Raw genomic sequence first — 17,347 nt, forward strand, 5'->3', positions numbered from 1 at the left:
CCCGCACTAATGTGCGAGCTTTTCTTATACTTTCTAAATACTCATCGTTTTCCTTTTTCATAAGGCGTTCCTAATGCTTTCGGGGCTTCAGATCGACCTACAAAACCAACAAGTGCTAATATTGTGAATACATACGGTAATATCGTTAATAAAACACTTGGAATTTGATCTAATACAGGAATGGTTCCACCTGTTACACTAAGAGATTGTGCAAAACCAAAGAATAGAGCTGCACCTAGCGCACCTAGTGGGTTCCACTTCCCAAAGATCATAGCAGCTAAAGCTAAGAAACCTTGTCCTGTAATAGTTGCCCCTGAGAAGTTATTAGAAATTGACATTGCAAAAATCGCTCCACCAATCCCAGCAAACACTCCTGATATACAAACGGCTATATAACGCATTTTATATACATTAATCCCCATCGTATCCGCTGCCATTGGATGTTCACCAACAGCACGTAATCGAAGACCGAACGGTGTTTTATAAATAACATACCAAACAACAAATGCTAAAATAATGGCAATATACGACGTTATTGGTACGTTTGAGAAGAATACTTTTCCGATAACTGGAATATCTGAAAGACCTGGAATGTCAATCTTTTCGATACGGTACTGAATAAAGTCAGTTTGCCCTTTATCAAAAATTTTCTTGATTGCAAATACTGTTAAGCCAAGAGATAAGAAGTTAATCGCTACACCACTTACAACTTGATCAGCTCGGAATGTAATAGATGCTAACGCATGAAGTAATGCGAATAATCCACCACCAATTGCCGCAAATAATAACGCAATCCATGGGGTCATCGTTCCCCAAGTATCACCCATTAATAGGTTTGTAACAACTCCAATAAATGCACCAAATAGCATTAGTCCTTCTAACCCGATATTTACAACACCCGATCGTTCACTAAATACACCACCTAATGCTGTAAAAATTATAGGCGCTGATGTATATAACGTCCCAGTTACAAGAATGGCTAATATATCTAAAAAGCTCATTTATTTCCCCTCCTTGCTCATGCGTGTAAGCGCCCATCTTAAAACATAACTACATGCAACAAAGAAGATGATACATGCAATAATTACATTAATTAGCTCTGATGGTACGTCTGCCTCAAAGTTCATTTGAGGGGAAGCACTTTTCAAACCACCAAATAATAATGCTGAAAGAATAATACCAAACGGGTTATTTCCTCCAAGTAATGCTACAGCAATCCCGTCAAATCCTACTCCTGTAAACGAAGACATCGCTGTCATACTTTGGAATGTTCCTAACCCTTCCATTGCTCCACCAATCCCCGCAAATGCACCAGCAATTGTCATGGAGAATACTACATTACGGGAAACTTTCATACCTGCATATTGAGAAGCATTTTGATTAAACCCTACCGACTTTAATTCATAGCCTAAAGTTGTTCGGTCTAATAAGAACCACATTAAGATAGCTATTAAAATTGCTACTATGATTCCCCAGTGAAGGCGTGAACCATCAGTAATGGAAGCAAGCCAATCTGAAGATAGTGATGCGCTCTCTTTAATGTCGTACGTTTTATCATTACCCGCATGTAAGAAACGCTTAATAATGTCATATGTTACATATAACGCGATATAGTTCATCATAATTGTTACAATAACTTCATTAACTTGAAACTTTCCTTTTAAATACCCAGGAATGAATCCCCATATTCCGCCTACCAGTGCTGCAAATAAAATAGATAATGGAATATGAAGAAAAGCTGGTAGGGAAACTGCATAACCGAACCAAACCGCCGCAAGCCAACCAACTAACAATTGACCCTCTACCCCGATATTAAATAAACCTGTACGAAATGCAAATGCCACCGATAATCCAGCAAGAATAAGTGGTATCATAGTGCGAAGCGTCTCACCAATCGCACTTGCACTACCAAACATACCTGTCCAAAGTGCACTATAACCAACAATTGGATCATAGCCACTAACCAACATTACAATCGCTCCAACAATTAAACCAAAAATAACGGATAGTACTGGGACTAAAATATTTATCGTTCGCTCTGTTAAAAGTTTTTTAGCCATTTGTACCCACCTGCTCTTTCTTTGTTCCTCCAGCCATCAATAATCCAAGCTGTTGTTCGTTCGTTTCTTTCGCATCAACAATTGCTACAATTTTCCCTTCATATATAACAGCAACTCGATCACTTACATTTAAAATTTCATCCAGCTCTAAAGATAGGAGCAATACTGCCTTACCATTATCTCTCTGCTCAATTAATTTTTTATGAATAAATTCAATCGCACCTACATCTAAACCACGTGTTGGCTGTGCTGCAATTAATAAATCCGGATTACGATCTACTTCACGTGCAATAATCGCTTTTTGTTGATTACCTCCAGATAGAGCGCGTGCTAGCGTTTGTTCACCGGGTGTACGTACATCAAATTGTTCAATGAGTGCCTTTGCTTTTTCTGTGATTTTGCTGAAATTTAAAATCCCCTTCTTTGAAAATGGATTTTTATAGTACGTTTGCAAAACTATATTGTCTCTAACAGAAAAATCAAGAACTAGTCCGTGCTTATGACGGTCTTCTGGAATATGACCAATTCCTTCTTCTGTAATTCTTCGAACAGGCCAATTCGTTATTTCTTTACCTTTAATTGCAATAGAACCTGACTCAACTTTTCGTAAACCAGTAATTGCTTCTATTAATTCGCTTTGTCCATTTCCATCGATCCCTGCAATACCAACAATTTCCCCCGCACGAACAGTTAAGTCAAGGCCTTTTACAGCAGGTAATTGGCGTGCATCTTGAACAACAAGATTTGCAATAGAAAGTACTTCTTCTTTTGGCGTAGCGTCTATTTTTTCTGTTTTAAAATTCACTTGACGTCCGACCATTAATTCTGCAAGTTTATGTTCATCCGTATTTGCAACGTCAACAGTTCCAATCCCTTTTCCTTTACGAATAATCGTACAGCGATCGCAAACTTCCATAATTTCTTTCAATTTATGAGTAATAAGAATGATAGATTTTCCTTCTTGCACAAGCTTTTTCATAATTTGAATCAATTCATGAATTTCTTGGGGAGTTAACACCGCAGTCGGCTCATCAAAAATTAAAATCTCTGCACCACGATAAAGTGTTTTTAATATTTCAACCCTTTGCTGCATCCCAACCGAAATATCTTCAATCTTCGCATTTGGATCAACAGCTAAACCGTACTGTTCAGATAATTGTTTAATTTCTTTCGCAGCCTCTTCAACAGCGATTTTCCCTTTTTTCCTCGGCTCATTTCCAAGAATGATATTCTCTGTAACTGTAAAATTATGAACAAGCATAAAATGCTGATGGACCATCCCAATGCCAAGGTCATTTGCTATATTCGGATTTGTAATTTTTACAGAATTTCCTTTAATTTTAATTTCACCTTGTTCTGGTTGGTACAAACCAAATAGTACATTCATCAATGTGGATTTCCCTGCACCATTTTCTCCAAGTAAAGCATGTATTTCTCCCTGCTTTACTTGCAGCGTAATATCATCATTCGCTACAATGCCTGGGAATACTTTCGTAATGTTATTCATCTCAATTACGTATTCCATTGTGTTCCTCCTTTTAACAGGGAACATTCCCCTATTACACTATTAACTTATTAAGCAATTCGGAAGTTTTATACATACAAAGGTTAGTTCTATGAACTAACCTTTGCTATTTCTCTATTATTTTTTTAGAGAAGCTTCATATTCTTTATACTCTTTATCTGTAGCTGGCACTTTAATTTCACCATCTGTAATTTTCTTTTCAAACTCTTCTACTTTTGTTAAAATTTCAGGGTTAACTTTTTTCACATTGTCAGTTGTTTTTGCAATGCCAATACCCTCATCTTTTAAACCAAACGCTTCTACTTTACCGCCTTTTAACTTGCCGTCTTTCGCTTCTTTCGCTACTTTTTCTACAGCGATATCAACGCGTTTTACCATTGAAGTTAACGTTACATTTTCAGGCATACCTTCTTGATTTTGGTCACGGTCAACACCAATTACCCAAACATTTTCACCTTTTTTCTTACGGTTTTTCGCTTCAGTGAATACACCGTTACCAGTACCACCAGCAGCATGATAAATAACATCTACACCTTGACCGTACATTGCTGATGCAAGAACTGTACCTTTTTCAGGTTTATCGAATGCTTCTGCATATTCAGATACGATTTCAATGTTTGGATTTACTGCCTTTGCCCCAGCTTTAAATCCATTTTCGAATTTACTAATTAAATCACTCTTCATTCCACCAACAAATCCTACTTTATTCGATTTTGTTGACATAGCTGCTACAGCACCTACAAGGAATGATCCTTCATGATCTTTAAATGTAATACTTGTTACGTTCGGTGCATCTACAACAGTATCTACGATTGCAAATTGTTGTTTCGGAGATTCTTTTGCCACTTCTTTAATTGCACCCTCTAATTTATAACCAATTCCGAAAGTTAAATCATATTTATCTTTTGAGAATTTTTTTAAATTCGGAATATAATCAGCTTCTTTTTCAGACTGAAGATAACGATAATTTGTCTTTTCTTTTAAGCCATTATCTTTACCAAACTTTTGTAACCCTTCCCAAGAAGATTGGTTAAATGACTTATCATCAACGCCCCCAACATCTGTTACCAAACCAACTTTAAAGTCTTTATCACTCTTTTTATCACTACTCACCTTATCCGAATTACCACATGCACCTAACACTGCACTTGCCGCTAACGTTAACGATAATAAAAGACCTGTTTTTTTCTTCATACTAGAAACCCCTCCTGAAATGATATGTCTATTTTTTATACGCTGCTGTCCCCTACTTCTTGATGTCACCTCCCTAAAAAGGAACTTACCTACATACGTTTTCTTAATACGTGGAAGCTAAACTTGTCAGCTCTAAAGTAATTAATAGAATATAAGATTGGCTCATCATTTTGATCATAGTGCATTTGCTTTAAAACTAGCAGTGCCGTTTCAGGCTCACATTCTAAAATCGGTGAAATTTTCGGATGATAACCTATTGGCTCAATGTGAGCAACTGCATATGTGATACGCTTGTGCGTGTTATTATGTATGACTGTAAGCAATGATTCCTCATTGTATCCCGATAAATCTGGTAGTATCTCTTTCGCTAACTTATCGATACAGTACACAACAGGTTCCCCATCTGCTGTACGAACACGCTCAATCATCACTGCACTAAATCCATCATCACTATTAAACTTCTCTTTTTCTTCTTCTGTTAAAGTTGTTGTAGATGATGATAAGAAGATTGTTCCTGGTGTTTTCCCCACACTAGAAATCATATCTGTAATACTAGAAAGTTGCTCTATTCCAGAAGAGAATAGCGGCTTCGAATTTACAAATGTCCCTACACCATGTCTACGAATAACAACATTTTCTTCTTCTAAAATACGCAGTGCTTCCCTTAAAGTTGCCCTACTTACACCTAGTTCTTTCGCTAGATCAAACTCTGAAGGTAACTTTTGTTTTTCTTTGTAAGCCCCATCTTTAATTTTTTCTTTAATGTGATCAATCACCCGCAAATATAGGTGACGACTATCGGATTTTACTGACATAAGACTCCCCCGCATTTCAATTATTCGACCTCTGATGTAAGACTTCTTTTCTCTTTTTTCAACTTACAACATAGTATAAATTACTACATACTAAAAATAAGCATAATTGTCGAACAAATATTAATAATTTTTCAAGATGAAATTTTCACTCTTTATTCCATAAAAAAAACTTTGCACCATAAACATTCCTCATATCGAGAAAAAGTTCGGCACAAAGATCCCTTACATCCTTTGTTACACACTTTTCCCCTCATAGTCTAGCAATTCATGGTTGCCAGGTAGAAACTTATGGACCTTATCTCCAAGATTATATGAGGCAGTGATTCTTTTCGAAGTAATCTTACCACTTGCTCCCATATGTGTCAACATAATTCAACACTTTTCTACATTAAATATCGAACGTTTTAAAAAACAAAACGAAAAGCATTCGTATTCTAAAGAGCACCTCGTAATGTAAGCCCTTTCTTCATTGTTGACTATAGTATATAACAAAAACAGTATATGAAAAAGCCTAATTGTAAAAACAATTAGGCTTTTTTTAAGAACTTTTTTCTTGTACATCTTTAATGAGTACTTCTCTCGGTTTACTACCTTCGTAAGGACCTACTACACCATTCATTTCCATTGCATCAATTAAGCGAGCTGCTCGTGTATATCCTACTCTAAATCTACGTTGCAACATAGAAACAGATGCTGTTTGCATTTCTACTACAAGCTGAACCGCTTCATCGTATAATTCATCTTCTACTTCCTGTCTTGTTTCAGGAACATCTTGTGGAATCATATCCTCTTGATATTGCGCTTTTTGTTGTGCAACAACATATTCTACGACTCTCTCAACTTCATCATCAGATAAAAATGCCCCTTGTACACGAACAGGTTTCGATGCACCAATTGGTATGAACAACATATCTCCACGACCTAGCAATTTCTCAGCACCACCACCATCAAGAATCGTTCGAGAATCTGTTTGGGAAGATACAGCAAATGCAATACGTGATGGAATATTCGCCTTAATAACACCCGTAATAACGTCAACTGACGGACGTTGTGTCGCAATAATTAAATGAATACCAGCAGCACGTGCCATTTGTGCTAAACGCATAATTGCATCTTCTACATCAGAAGAAGCAACCATCATTAAATCAGCTAACTCGTCCACAATTACTACAATATATGGCAATTCAGGTTGTTTCGCTTCTGATTGGCTATTATGTTCTTTAATATGATCGTTATATCCTTCAATATTACGCGTTCCACTATGCGCGAACAATTCATAGCGACGCTCCATTTCACTCACAACTTTTTTCAACGCCTGTGACGCTTTTTTCGGATCAGTTACAACTGGTGTTAATAAGTGCGGAACCCCGTTATATACATTTAACTCTACCATTTTCGGGTCAATCATCATTAATTTTACTTCATGCGGTTTCGCACGCATTAAAATACTAACGATAATTCCATTAATACATACACTCTTTCCGCTACCAGTTGCACCAGCCACTAGTAAATGAGGCATTTTATTCAAACGTGCCAACACAGCTTCACCGGTAATATCACGTCCAAGACCGATTAATAACTTCTCTTCTGGATGGTTATTCGCCTTTGAATCTAGAACTTCTCTAAGCGTTACCATAGAAACTTCTGAATTCGGAACCTCAATCCCTACAGCCGATTTCCCGGGAATAGGTGCTTCAATACGAATATCTTTCGCAGCTAAAGCAAGTGCTAAATCATCACTTAAACTAACAATTTTACTTACCTTTACTCCCATATCAGGGTACACTTCATACTTCGTAACTGCAGGACCTCTATGTACTTTTGTTACTTTCGCTTTCACACCAAAACTTTGGAATGTACGTTCCAATTTACGAGCATTCTCATAAATTTCCGCATTTTCATTTGTAAGTTGTTTATTCTTTGGAAATTTCAATATATCAAGAGCAGGAAGCTTATAATCTTTATTTTCCACATTAGAAAATTGCATAGGTGGCGCTTTCGTTTCACTTTCTAGCGATTCAACGATTTTTTCTCCTCGTTTCTTTTGCGATTGCTCTACTGGCGTAGGCGGAACTGCTTCTTCAATAAACGGAGATGTAATTGAATCATTTTCGTTCTCTTCTTCAATACGCTTTTCCGTCTCTTCACTTATTGGATAATTCTCAGTAAAGTTCGAAATAATTGGTGGTCCAATTTCTATTTCTTCTACCGGCTCAATAGCTTCTTCTTGTTCGGCAACACGTTCACGGCGCGTGCTTCTTGTTGTTTTTTTCTTTTCAGTTTGCTCGGCGACCCTTTTAGATCTCCAATCTTTATAATCCCCTTGCATCACTTGAAATTGACTTCTAAGTATTCTTCCTACTGGAGCAAGCACTTCTCCAATATGCTTATTTGTTATACAAAGTATTCCGAGGATAACTAAAATAATTCCAATGATATATGCTCCTACTTCATCAAATAAGAAGTAGCATGTTGCAAACATAAGCGCACCAAACATACCACCGCCTAAATGAACGCTATCTGGACCCTTTTTCATTTCAAGAAAGAAGTTATCTTTTGTACTAACAATAACAGATGTATTTTGCACCGCTCCATCTTTTGTAAGAAGATTAAATAATGTAATATGACTAAACATTAATATCGCTAATACAATTAAATAAACACCAATTAGCCGTTTATTTAAAAGGTTCGGCCACCCACGCTTTATGACGAACGCAACTGATAAAGCTATTACACCTAACACACCAATTATGTACCACTCACCAAAGAAGAAGCGAAAAAACAACACAAACGATTTCCCTACAACACCTAGCTGTAAAATCGTAATAATCGAAAGTGCAAAAAGAGTCAAACCGACGATTTCATAATACAAAGTTGGCTTTATCGTACGTCTTGCCTTTGCCTTCGTCCCTCTTTGCTTTTGTTTTGCCATTTCTTCACCTCATGTTCTAAAATTAAGTACAACTTCCTTATAAAAAAGCTCTACTTATATGTCTTTCTCTCTATTTTTCAGGTCTTTATATCTTCTATTTTTACACTTCTTGTAAAATGTTAAATAAACAGAAGAAAGCAGCCTACTCATGGCTGCTCAACCGTCTTGTTTTTTATATTATACCATAGCTTCTAAACAAAATCCTTCTTTTTACTAAAAGGTTATTTTCTGCCCAGGCTCAAATTCTAAGTAGTGAGATGGATTCGTACTTAACACCCGTACAATAGAATAACATTGATGATCCTCTTCAGAGACCATTAATTCTACACCGTTTATATTTACAACTTTTTGGCTTTCGCACTGTGAATAATCGGCCGGATATACAAGTTGTTCTGGCATAATTGTATATAAGATCATTGTAGCATTGTCCCTTCTGTATGATCGTCCATGCGCGCATCAATTAATTCGTTTAATTTTCGAAGTGCACTCCCAATACCACCGACATCATCTATAAGACCATACTTCACTGCATCTCCACCAATTACATTTGTCCCAATATCTCGTGTCAAATTCCCTTTCGCAAACATAAGTTCTTTAAAGCGATCTTCTGTTACTTTCGAATGCTTTGTCACAAATCGAATGACTCTTTCTTGCATTTTATCCAAATACTCAAATGTTTGCGGCACACCTATAACAAGACCTGTTAAACGAATTGGATGAATTGTCATCGTAGCTGTTTCGGCAATAAATGAATAGTCAGTCGAGACAGCAATCGGTACACCAATTGAATGCCCTCCTCCTAAAACAAGAGATACAGTTGGTTTCGAAAGTGAAGCCACCATTTCAGAAATTGCTAGCCCAGCTTCAACGTCACCTCCAACTGTATTTAATATTAAGAGCAAGCCTTCAATTTTCGGATTTTGTTCAATCGCGACAATTTGCGGAATGATGTGCTCATATTTTGTTGTTTTATTTTGCGGCGGCAACTGAACATGACCTTCCACCTGTCCAACGATTGTTAAACAATGAATACGTGCTTCATTCATTTGCGGTACATTCGTTTGTCCAAGCTGTTGAATTTTCTCCACTATAGAAGCTTCTTTCGGCTCAGCTTCCTTTTCTTCATTTGTATAACGATCACGTTCTGTCATATCGCATCCCCTTTCACTCGTATATAACTATTATTTCTTAAGTTATAAATTTCATTCGATAGGGTTAAAAAAGAAAAAGATCACCTGTAAAGGTGACCTTCTTTATACTTCCATAATAATCGGTAAAATCATTGGCTTTCTCTTCGTTTCTTCGTACAAGAACTGCCCTAATAATTCACGAATATTTTGTTTCAACATAGACCATTCAATTGTATACTCTTTAATTGATTGTTCAACAATCATACGTACAATATCTGTAGATCGTTCGATTAATGCTTCTGATTCACGAACGTATACGAAACCACGTGAAATAATTTCTGGACCAGAGATGATTTTCTTTTCATCTTTACCAAGTGTCACAACGACAACTAAAATTCCATCTTGAGATAACATCTTTCTATCTCGAAGAACAATGTTACCAACGTCACCCACACCTAATCCATCAATTAAAACATTGCCAGCTTGCACTTTACCGACTAAGTTTGCTTCGTCGTCGCCAAAAGCAATTACATCACCTTTTTCTACGATAAAGATATTCTCTCTCGCAATACCTACATCTTCCGCTAAATATGCATGTGCTTTTTGCATACGGAACTCACCATGTACGGGTACAAAATACTTCGGCTTCATTAAGTTTAACATCAGTTTTAATTCTTCTTGGCTACCGTGACCTGAAACGTGAACTTTTCTTTCACCGTAGTAAACAACTTCAGCTCCAGCTCTAAATAACAAATCAATGATTTTCGATACAGATATTTCATTTCCTGGAATTGGAGAAGCTGCAATAATAACCGTATCACCTTTACGAATTGAAATTTGTTTATGAGCTTGCTTTGCCATTCTAGAAAGGGCTGCCATCGGCTCACCTTGACTACCTGTCGTTAAAATAGCTACCTTTTTCTCCGGGAAATTGTCTACTTCTTGTAATGAAATAATCATACCTTCAGGAACATCTAAATAACCAAGACGTCTTGCAATGTCTACCACTTTTACCATGCTACGTCCTACTACCGCTACTTTTCGTCCTGTTTCGGCAGCTGCATCAAATACTTGTTGGATGCGATGTACATTCGATGCAAATGAAGCAACAATAAGGCGACCTTCTGCACTATAGAACACTTTTGAAATCTCTATACCAACTTCTTTTTCCGAACCAGTATAGCCAGGACGTTCAGCATTTGTACTATCAGATAATAAGCACAGTACGCCTTCATTTCCGATTTGAGCCATTTTCCCAAGATCCGCTCCACTATTTCCGATTGGAGTTTGATCAAATTTAAAATCTCCTGTATACACTACAGCACCTTTTGATGTATGGAAACAAACACCAACAGAATCCGGAATACTATGTGTCGTTCCAAAGAATGACACAGTTGTTGAATTAAACTCAACAGTTGAATTCGAGTCAATTGTTTTTAAATCTACACGGCCTAACATTCCTGCTTCGCCAAGCTTTTCTTGTATAAGTCCTACCGTTAATTTCGTCGCATATACTGGAATAGATAATTTACGAAGTACATAAACAATTCCACCGATATGATCTTCATGACCGTGAGTTATAAATAGTCCTTTTACTCGCTCTTGATTTTCTACTAAATATGTAATATCAGGAATAACAATATCAATCCCAAACATTTCATCTCCCGGGAACATCAATCCTGCATCTACAATAAAGATTTCAGAATCAATTTCAACACAGTACATGTTTTTTCCGATTTCACCTACTCCGCCAAGAGCAAATACTTTAACAGACTCATTCTCTTTTCTCTTCATGTTGTTGCCTGGTTTAAAAATCTTGCAAACACTGATTTCACTAAAATTGCAGAGACACCAGGGGAAACTCTACAACCACCATATATTCACCGTCCAAGACGAATGTCCTTACCGTTATGCGATATCATGTCCTTGTTTATTTTTTAAACCAGGTTTCACCTCTCTTTCATTATATAAATCAAATATCTTATTCGATATGATATGAAAATTTCATTAAATCATAATTTTTCCCAATTTTGCTAAGCATACCCGTACTAAGCTACTTAGCCATATTATACCTGATACAAGAAATAGAACACAAGTTAAATTATGCGAAAGACTAGAGAAGAAGCTAAAGTGAGGTTGTAATTTACGAGGAATTTTTTCATATCGTACCCACTATTTTTCCTACTTAGATAGGAGTTTAATGGAAAAATACACATGTAAGTTCTTTACATAAACATGAAGCGATTTTTACTAAAACATCTTATCTCTGTAAGCAGTTTCTAACCAATATTATGCCATCCCCTGCTGATTTTTACCACTCACATATATTTAATCAAAATAAAAATGACCTAGTTTTTCACTAGGCCATTTTTATTAACGAGGAATAGATTGCATTACAGATTGTAACGTTACTCTTTCTTCTTCTGTTAATGGAAGAAGCGGCAAACGTACCGAACCTACATCTAATCCAACCATTTGTAATGCTGTTTTTACTGGTGTTGGGCTTGGCGCCATAAATAGTGCATCCGTTACTTTTACTAGTAATTGATGTAATTTCTGCGCTTTTTTGAACTCTCCAGCTTGGAATGCAGCAATCATTTCTTGCATTTCATTCCCGATAACATGAGATGCTACAGAAACAATACCTTTTGCTCCAATTGCCATAGCTGGTAACGTTAAACCATCATCACCGCTGTATACCGCAAAGTCGTCCGCTGTTTTTTCAATGATTTCTGTCATTGTTAACACATCGCCGCCTGCATCTTTAATCGCAACAATGTTTTCTATTTCTGATAAACGAACAACTGTATCAACGGAGATTTGTACAATAGATCGTCCCGGAACATTATATAGCATAACCGGAAGCGGAGTGCTTTCAGCGATTATTTTAAAATGCTGATACATCCCTTCTTGACTCGGTTTGTTATAATACGGCGCCACTAGCATAACTGCATCGACACCAACTTCTGTTGCCTTTTTAGTTAAATCAACCGAAGCATGTGTATTATTGCTACCTGTTCCAGCGATTACGGGCACCCTTTTATCGACAACAGATACGACATGGCGATATAACGCTACTTTTTCTTCTGAAGTTAATGTAGGAGATTCACCTGTCGTTCCTCCTACCACGATTGCTGTTGTACCGTTATCAATTAAATAATTTACCAATTTCGTTGTCTTTGCAAAATCGATATTACCGTTTATATCAAACGGTGTTACCATCGCGGTTGCAATTGTCCCAAAATCTATCATGGTCTCACTCCTTATTGTTCCAGTTGCTTTTCTTTTGAAAGCTCAAACGCACTATGTAATGCATTTACAGCCTCCACTAAATCGATTTCTTTTACAAGAACCCAAATCGTTGTATGACTATCTGCCGATTGCAAAATTTGAATACCTTTTTCCGCTAAAGCTGTAACAATTTTCGCAGTAACCCCTGGGTATCCTGCCATTCCAGCTCCAACAATAGATACTTTCGCACAATGTTCTGTCACAATTGGCTCATATCCAAGTTGTTTTAAGACTTCAACAGCACGAGCTGATACACTATCATTTACTGTATAAGCTACGCCAGTAGGAGAAATGTTAATTAAGTCAACACTAATGCCTTCGTTTGCCATCTCTTTAAACACTTGTTGTTGCAAATCATATGCAGTTTCTTTTGCAAGTACTTTAATTTGCGTTACGCTTGATACGTGAGCAATACCTGTAACAGGACGTTCTTCTACATCCTGCCCTTTTGTAGCACCATCGTATGCCGCAATAAGAGTACCTTCACTATCAGAATACGTAGAGCGTACACGAAGTGGTACTTTTGCATGCATCGCAATTTCAACCGCACGCGGATGAACAACTTTCGCACCTTGGTAAGCCATGTTACAAATCTCGTTATACGTTACAGTTTGAAGATGACGTGCATCTTTAACGATACGAGGATCCGCAGTCATAACACCTTCTACATCTGTGAAGATATCAATATATTCAGCATGAAGCGCAACACCTAATGCTGAAGCTGAAGTATCACTACCTCCGCGTCCAAGTGTTGTCGTATCTCCATTTTTCGTTTGACCTTGGAATCCAGTAACGACAATAACATCTACATTTTGTAACTCTTCATGTATACGATCGCAATTCATTTCAACTATTTTCGCATTAGTAAAATCCGCATTCGTTACAAAACCAGCTTGTGCACCATTTAGCGCTGCTGCTTTTATGCCATTCTCATTTAACATATTAGAGAAAACAATTGCTGAGATTAATTCTCCACATGATAATAATAAATCTTGCTCACGTTTAGAAATATTAGATTCCTCTTGATTTACAAGACTTAATAACGTATCAGTTGCATACGGTTCACCTTTACGGCCCATTGCTGATACGACAGTAACTACTTTATAACCAGCAGCTAACGATTTTTTTATATGGTGAAGCGCATGCTTACGCCCATTGTCATCACGTACTGATGTACCACCAAATTTTTGAACAATAATTTTCATATTTTGCACCTTCTCTTAGCCGTTTACACTAATTGTAATTTTACTAAGCGCTCTGCGATTTGAACAGAATTCCATGCAGCGCCTTTTAATAAGTTATCAGATACGACCCAAAGATGGAACCCTTTATCATTATTTAAATCTTTACGGATTCTTCCAACGAATACTTCGTTTTTACCTACTGCAGTAGCAGGCATTGGATATAACTGCTCTGCTGGATTATCTTGCAGTACAATACCTTCTGCATTTGCAAGTAAGTTTTTCATTTCTTCTACTGTTACGCCTTCTTTATCCACTTCAATGTACACAGACTCAGAATGACCTGATACAACTGGTAAACGTACACATGTCGCAGCTACTTCTAATTCAGGCATATGCATAATTTTTTTCGTTTCATTAATCATTTTCATTTCTTCAAATGTAAATCCATTATCTTGGAATTTATCAATCTGTGGAATAGCGTTAAAAGCGATTTGGAAATGCTTTTCGTCACCTGATACAGGTAAAACATTCGCCTTTACTTCTTCTCCATTTAAGATTGCTTGTGATTGTTCATGAAGTTCTTCAATAGCTGCCGCACCAGCACCCGATACAGCTTGGTATGTGGAAACGATTACTCGTGTTAAACCATATTGCTGACGAACTGGTTCAAGAGCTACTACCATTTGAATTGTAGAACAGTTTGGATTTGCAATAATACCATTATGTTCTTTTAAATCATTTTCATTTACTTCAGGTACAACAAGTGGCACGTTTTCTGTCATACGGAATGCACTTGTATTATCAACAACAATTGCACCGCGCTTTGCTGCTTCAGGCGCTAATTGTTTCGATACAGATCCTCCAGCACTAAATAGTGCAATATCTACTCCTTCAAAACTTTCAGGAGTTGCCTCTTGAACTGTAAATTCTTCGCCTTTAAATACAAGTTTCTTACCTGCAGATCGTTTAGATGAAAGTAACGTTAACTTCCCAATTGGAAATTCTCGTTTCTCTAAAGTATTTAACATTTGTTCACCAACTGCGCCGGTTGCTCCAACTACAGCGACATGAAAAGTTTTTTGCTTTTCCATCACTATGCCCCTTTCTAGATACCAATCCTTCTATAACTTAGAATTAGAAGGAGCTACGATGCCCCTTCTAATCTTAATAACGTTAATTTTATCATATTCTACAGTAAGAATGATGGTTTCATCAAAAATTGTCCGTTTTTTTTCGTTTTTTAATTCATATATCTGAATTTTTCTACAACAACAGGTTGCAATTGCTTTCCTTGTAACGCCTCTAATACTGTATCTTCAAGTAACTCCATACGAGCTACCATTGAGTTCGGTTTTTTCTCTGGTGCATCTTGGCCGAACGGGACGAAGTATATGTTTTTTGTGGCCATTAGGCGCATGAGATTTACCCCATTAAGACCTAAAGCATCATTCGTCGATACAGCCAACACAACAGGCTTGCCATTTCTAAGCGTCGCCTTCGCCGCCATTAATACTGGAGAATCTGTCATCGCGTTAGCAAATTTACTCATCGAATTTCCAGTTAAAGGAGCAATTACCATACAATCTAGCGGGATTTTCGGTCCTAATGGTTCTGCTCCGACAATTGAATTTATTGCTTTAAATCCCGTTATTTCTTCAATTTTTTTAATCCATTCTGCCCCTTCGCCAAATCTAGTATTTGTTGATTCGACAGTATAAGAGACAACTGGACGCACTTCCGCACCTTCTGCAATTAACTTTTCTAGATGCGGCATAACTTCCTCATACGTACAATGTGAACCTGTAAATCCGAAACCAATTCGTTTCCCCTTCAAACTCATTTCTCATCCTCCTCCTTTGCACTTGCATCTGCTATTAATAACTGAGAAAGAACATTCGCTAAAATTTGCCCAGCTGTTTTCGGTGCAACAATTCCAGGAAGACCAGGTGCTAATAGTGCCTTCACGCCTCGCTTTTCCGCATAACGAAAGTCTGTTCCACCTGGCTTAGAAGCCAAATCTATAACTAACGTGTGAGCAGGCATCCGTGAAAGTACACTTGCCGTTACCACGAGATGCGGAATTGTATTAATAACAATATCGATATTGCTTACTTCTTTCTCAATGTCTTGCATATGAAAAGGAGAAAACATCATTTCTGTAATACGAGCAATATGTTCCGAACGTCTCGCTCCAACTTTGACATGTGCTCCTAATGATTGAAAGGCTCTTGCTACACTCATACCAGTTCTACCAAATCCTAAAACCATTACATTCGACCCATGAATTGTGTAATCAGTATGTTGAATAACCATCATTAATGTACCTTCTACAGTCGGAATAGAGTTATAGATTGCAACATCATCACGATCAAATAATTTTACCAGTTTGCGATTTGTAGTAGACACGAGATTTTCCAAGTAAGGTGTACCAATACCTGAATATATAGTAAAGTTTTCTGGCGTCTTTTCAATTTGTTCTTTCGTTATGGAAACTTTTTCATTTGAAAAAATAGTATCTACTTCTCCTTTGGCATTCGTCCCTGCAACCGGCAAAATAATCGCATCTAAAGAAGTGAAATCTAAATCTTGTATACTTTCTTTTGCTGCCCCTGTGAAGCCATGATCTAACTGTTCAAACCCTATTAATGAAAGTTTCGCGTCCAGTTCGACTAGCTTGCGAATTACTTCTAGCTGCCGTGCATCTCCTCCTATGACAGCAATATGCATCTCAGTCAACATTCCCTAATTCACCTTCTTTTTCTTTCATTTATAAGAAAAATGCCTACTTTTTCTTTTTCCTCCACATCATATGTAATGTACGAGTTTGAGGTGATTGAAAAACAAAAAGCACACGTGATTTATGATTGGTGTGGGCTAATAATCAGTGGGGGACGGACAAAACCCCCACTGATTAAAGTTTCACTTTATATAAAAATAAAAAAAGACAACCAAAATGGTCATCTTTCACTCCGATTTTGAATGGTTCGTAAGATCACAAAGTATCATATCATGTCCCACCTTCTTTATTTTGCTCCATTCTACTCTCATTTCTTGCTGTTCTCTTTTAAAACCTCCCCATTTCCCAACAGGTATAATAAGCGCTTGTATTTGTCCATCTCTCTCATCAATTTCTAAATCTGTATGACCTAAAACTCCCATTTTTTCTGCTCTTTCTAAATCCACAATCTCTTTGCCACTTAATTCACTTAAACGCAT

15 protein-coding genes and 1 riboswitch are annotated in these 17,347 nt (G+C 37.1%); all 15 genes read right to left on the reverse strand.

Features of this window, described 5'->3' with window-relative positions; all coding sequences use genetic code 11:
* Positions 1–41: 41 nt before the first annotated feature.
* Positions 42–1,001 (reverse strand): ABC transporter permease, encoded by a 960-nt coding sequence (locus MR109_RS01580; protein ID WP_025148365.1) that lies wholly within the window; start codon positions 999–1,001, stop codon positions 42–44.
* Entirely contained in the window at positions 1,002–2,060 is a 1,059-nt protein-coding gene (locus MR109_RS01585; RefSeq protein ID WP_048371606.1) for an ABC transporter permease, read from the reverse strand.
* Positions 2,053–3,585: an ABC transporter ATP-binding protein gene (locus tag MR109_RS01590; protein ID WP_098475355.1), complete on the reverse strand. Its 1,533-nt coding sequence runs from the start codon at positions 3,583–3,585 to the stop codon at positions 2,053–2,055. Before MR109_RS01590 ends, MR109_RS01585 begins: the two co-directional genes overlap by 8 nt.
* Positions 3,586–3,702: 117 nt before the next feature.
* The gene (locus tag MR109_RS01595) at positions 3,703–4,779 is read right to left on the reverse strand and encodes a BMP family lipoprotein (RefSeq protein ID WP_025148362.1); all 1,077 of its coding nucleotides are present in this window, start codon (positions 4,777–4,779) and stop codon (positions 3,703–3,705) included.
* A gap of 89 nt (positions 4,780–4,868) precedes the next feature.
* Positions 4,869–5,594, reverse strand: coding sequence for a GntR family transcriptional regulator (locus tag MR109_RS01600; protein WP_048371610.1), 726 nt, complete (start codon positions 5,592–5,594; stop codon positions 4,869–4,871).
* Between the two features lie 233 nt (positions 5,595–5,827).
* Positions 5,828–5,929, reverse strand: a riboswitch (purine riboswitch).
* 203 nt (positions 5,930–6,132) lie between these two features.
* Entirely contained in the window at positions 6,133–8,526 is a 2,394-nt protein-coding gene (locus MR109_RS01605; RefSeq protein ID WP_071718916.1) for a DNA translocase FtsK, read from the reverse strand.
* Between the two features lie 213 nt (positions 8,527–8,739).
* Positions 8,740–8,943: a YlzJ-like family protein gene (locus MR109_RS01610; protein WP_002173070.1), complete on the reverse strand. Its 204-nt coding sequence runs from the start codon at positions 8,941–8,943 to the stop codon at positions 8,740–8,742.
* Positions 8,940–9,677, reverse strand: a complete 738-nt coding sequence (gene tepA, locus MR109_RS01615) for a translocation-enhancing protein TepA (RefSeq protein ID WP_025148358.1) — start codon at positions 9,675–9,677, stop codon at positions 8,940–8,942. Before tepA ends, MR109_RS01610 begins: the two co-directional genes overlap by 4 nt.
* A 102-nt stretch (positions 9,678–9,779) precedes the next feature.
* Positions 9,780–11,450: a ribonuclease J gene (locus MR109_RS01620; protein WP_025148357.1), complete on the reverse strand. Its 1,671-nt coding sequence runs from the start codon at positions 11,448–11,450 to the stop codon at positions 9,780–9,782.
* 579 nt (positions 11,451–12,029) lie between these two features.
* Positions 12,030–12,908 carry a 4-hydroxy-tetrahydrodipicolinate synthase gene (gene dapA / locus MR109_RS01625; RefSeq protein ID WP_071718914.1) on the reverse strand — a complete coding sequence of 293 codons (879 nt, stop codon included), beginning with the start codon at positions 12,906–12,908 and terminating at the stop codon, positions 12,030–12,032.
* An 11-nt stretch (positions 12,909–12,919) separates the two neighbouring features.
* Entirely contained in the window at positions 12,920–14,152 is a 1,233-nt protein-coding gene (gene dapG / locus MR109_RS01630; protein WP_071718913.1) for an aspartate kinase, read from the reverse strand.
* 23 nt (positions 14,153–14,175) lie between these two features.
* Complete coding sequence (gene asd / locus MR109_RS01635) at positions 14,176–15,222, reverse strand: aspartate-semialdehyde dehydrogenase (protein WP_002173075.1); 1,047 nt, start codon at positions 15,220–15,222, stop codon at positions 14,176–14,178.
* Positions 15,223–15,371: 149 nt separating this feature from the next.
* Positions 15,372–15,971: a dipicolinate synthase subunit B gene (dpaB, locus tag MR109_RS01640; protein ID WP_002173076.1), complete on the reverse strand. Its 600-nt coding sequence runs from the start codon at positions 15,969–15,971 to the stop codon at positions 15,372–15,374.
* On the reverse strand, positions 15,968–16,870 hold the full coding sequence (gene dpaA, locus MR109_RS01645; RefSeq protein WP_002173077.1) for a dipicolinic acid synthetase subunit A: 903 nt from the start codon (positions 16,868–16,870) through the stop codon (positions 15,968–15,970). Before dpaA ends, dpaB begins: the two co-directional genes overlap by 4 nt.
* A 225-nt stretch (positions 16,871–17,095) precedes the next feature.
* Positions 17,096–17,347: a YlmC/YmxH family sporulation protein gene (locus MR109_RS01650; RefSeq protein WP_048371618.1), complete on the reverse strand. Its 252-nt coding sequence runs from the start codon at positions 17,345–17,347 to the stop codon at positions 17,096–17,098.

This window comes from Bacillus cereus group sp. BfR-BA-01310, from assembly GCF_022664325.1.
Lineage (GTDB): Bacteria > Bacillota > Bacilli > Bacillales > Bacillaceae_G > Bacillus_A > Bacillus_A paramycoides.

Excerpts from the sequence above, each read along its gene's own strand:
- dapG (WP_071718913.1), bottom strand. The coding sequence starts at position 14,152 with ATGAAAATTATTGTTCAAAAATTTGGTGGTACATCAGTACGTGATGAC.
- MR109_RS01585 (WP_048371606.1), bottom strand. The coding sequence starts at position 2,060 with ATGGCTAAAAAACTTTTAACAGAGCGAACGATAAATATTTTAGTCCCA.
- dpaB (WP_002173076.1), bottom strand. The coding sequence starts at position 15,971 with ATGAGTTTGAAGGGGAAACGAATTGGTTTCGGATTTACAGGTTCACAT.
- dpaA (WP_002173077.1), bottom strand. The coding sequence starts at position 16,870 with ATGTTGACTGAGATGCATATTGCTGTCATAGGAGGAGATGCACGGCAG.
- MR109_RS01600 (WP_048371610.1), bottom strand. The coding sequence starts at position 5,594 with ATGTCAGTAAAATCCGATAGTCGTCACCTATATTTGCGGGTGATTGAT.
- MR109_RS01620 (WP_025148357.1), bottom strand. The coding sequence starts at position 11,450 with ATGAAGAGAAAAGAGAATGAGTCTGTTAAAGTATTTGCTCTTGGCGGA.
- MR109_RS01610 (WP_002173070.1), bottom strand. The coding sequence starts at position 8,943 with ATGATCTTATATACAATTATGCCAGAACAACTTGTATATCCGGCCGAT.
- MR109_RS01590 (WP_098475355.1), bottom strand. The coding sequence starts at position 3,585 with ATGGAATACGTAATTGAGATGAATAACATTACGAAAGTATTCCCAGGC.
- MR109_RS01595 (WP_025148362.1), bottom strand. The coding sequence starts at position 4,779 with ATGAAGAAAAAAACAGGTCTTTTATTATCGTTAACGTTAGCGGCAAGT.
- dapA (WP_071718914.1), bottom strand. The coding sequence starts at position 12,908 with ATGATAGATTTTGGGACAATTGCAACCGCGATGGTAACACCGTTTGAT.
- MR109_RS01580 (WP_025148365.1), bottom strand. The coding sequence starts at position 1,001 with ATGAGCTTTTTAGATATATTAGCCATTCTTGTAACTGGGACGTTATAT.
- MR109_RS01650 (WP_048371618.1), bottom strand. The coding sequence starts at position 17,347 with ATGCGTTTAAGTGAATTAAGTGGCAAAGAGATTGTGGATTTAGAAAGA.
- MR109_RS01605 (WP_071718916.1), bottom strand. The coding sequence starts at position 8,526 with ATGGCAAAACAAAAGCAAAGAGGGACGAAGGCAAAGGCAAGACGTACG.
- asd (WP_002173075.1), bottom strand. The coding sequence starts at position 15,222 with ATGGAAAAGCAAAAAACTTTTCATGTCGCTGTAGTTGGAGCAACCGGC.
- tepA (WP_025148358.1), bottom strand. The coding sequence starts at position 9,677 with ATGACAGAACGTGATCGTTATACAAATGAAGAAAAGGAAGCTGAGCCG.